Below are 1,657 nucleotides of genomic sequence, written 5' to 3' on the forward strand. Positions count from 1 at the left end.
CCCATGATCCCAACCCCGCAAAAACTCCCCCCGCGACTCCGGCAAACGGAAGTTGCCCTCGCCCTCGCCCCCGGTGTTGAAGGTCGTCCCCAAGTAAACCGCCAAATCCGGATAGGTCGCTGTGCTCTGCACACTGCCATCCACTTCCAGAAATCCCGCCGGCACCACACCTTTGGGAAACGGCACCATGGCCCCCACCGGCAGGGCCGACATGTTCTTCAGCAGCGCTTCGATCTCAGCCTTGGTGTAGGTCACCGACTTGGTATAGGCGTCGGTGATGCCGTACTCGGCCAAGGTGCTGCGAATCTTCTCTGGCGGTATCGAATCCCGGACGATGGCCTTGATCGCCGCCAGCAACTGGTCATGCTCGGCCTCGGCCGGCTCCTTCCCACCCGCACGAATCACATTGAGCAATTCATCGGTCACCGCATTTCCCCAGTCGGAAGAAATCAGTGAGCCGACTTGCCCCGTGACCGGGTTCTCGTCAACAAACTTCCCATTAACCAACCCAACACTTGGCACACTCTTTGGATAATCCACTCGTCTGTCCTCTCGTTGTCATTCATCCACGCCGAGGGAGTTCAGCGTGGACATAGTTAGAAAACTGGAAAAGAAAACGCCCCGGCGAGGCGGGGCGTTTATTGAACTTGCTTGGCAATCCAGGGGGGCGCTAGCGGACGCAAATCGGCGTCGGGGAAATCCACCGATTGCGGCCAATCGCGCAGGGCTTGCATATACACCAGCAGCTCCTTGAACTGCTCCCCATCAATGCTGGTCGGGGCTTGAATATCGAGCTGATCGCGATGCCGCTCACGCAGCCACATCAGCGAAGTCAGTTCGTTATCACGCCAGTTGCGCTCCGTATCTTCCTTGGTAGGCAAGGCAGTTGTCGCACTGGCGATATAGGCTTGCACCTGTGCTTCGGACATTGGCAACAAGCTGCTTGGGATGAACTCACCAGGAGCATCCTCATCGTAGGCGTGGACTTCGTTGGTCTCGGGGTTATGGAAATACTTCATGCGCGCAACTCCGCCCAACACAAGTTAACTGGATTGTTGAGTGTGACTGTATAAGTGGCTCCAGCAGGTACTACGAACGCTGCGTGATACGCCGAGAAAGATACGTCCACAGGACCTACCCGGGCGTAAACAGCTCCACTCGAGATCGCCACATGTACCTGAATCGGGCGCCCAGTCGTATTGGTGTAGACAGTTCCAGAAACGCGGCTTGTTGTAAGGTTTTGCCAGATTTGGCCATCGCCCAGGCCACGTGGCCTAGCCTCAAGTGCCGCAACGTTTGCGGCCAAGCCTGCGATATCGATATTTCCCTGGTTGACCGGAGCGTTCCAGGCTTTGATGCACCACATGACCGCCAGGTTGCGTGGACGGACATACATTGCAGAGTAAGCAATAACGTCGGATCCAGTAGTTCCCGCATAGATATCTGAAACACCAGTGATTGGCAGCGGAGGAGTGCCATCAGAATTGAGCCTCGACTTATTCCCCTCCAAGCTCTCATCCGCGTTGTTGTAAAACGAAACTACTGCAGCAGATGTTCTTGTCCCGTCACCAGCACTGACAATCGTGGCAGCCTGTCGACTGCCAATAACCCGCCCCGTATCGATACCACGCCCATGATCCCAACCCCGCAGAAACTC

Annotated in this window: 2 protein-coding genes and 1 pseudogene; all 3 read right to left on the reverse strand. The window is 56.3% G+C overall.

Annotation, left to right across the window (positions count from 1 at the left end):
- On the reverse strand, window positions 1-540 hold a 540-nt coding region (locus DNK59_RS31385), incomplete at its 3' end, for a phage tail protein (protein WP_177431328.1).
- Window positions 541-638: 98 nt separating this feature from the next.
- Complete coding sequence (locus DNK59_RS31390) at window positions 639-1,019, reverse strand: phage tail assembly chaperone (protein ID WP_110725846.1); 381 nt, start codon at window positions 1,017-1,019, stop codon at window positions 639-641.
- Window positions 1,016-1,657 (reverse strand): annotated as a pseudogene (locus DNK59_RS32010) (phage tail protein); the annotation flags it as partial. The pseudogene DNK59_RS32010 and the gene DNK59_RS31390, both read right to left, overlap by 4 nt.

It is taken from the genome of Pseudomonas sp. TKO26, assembly GCF_003225665.1.
Taxonomy (GTDB): Bacteria; Pseudomonadota; Gammaproteobacteria; order Pseudomonadales; family Pseudomonadaceae; genus Aquipseudomonas; species Aquipseudomonas saponiphila.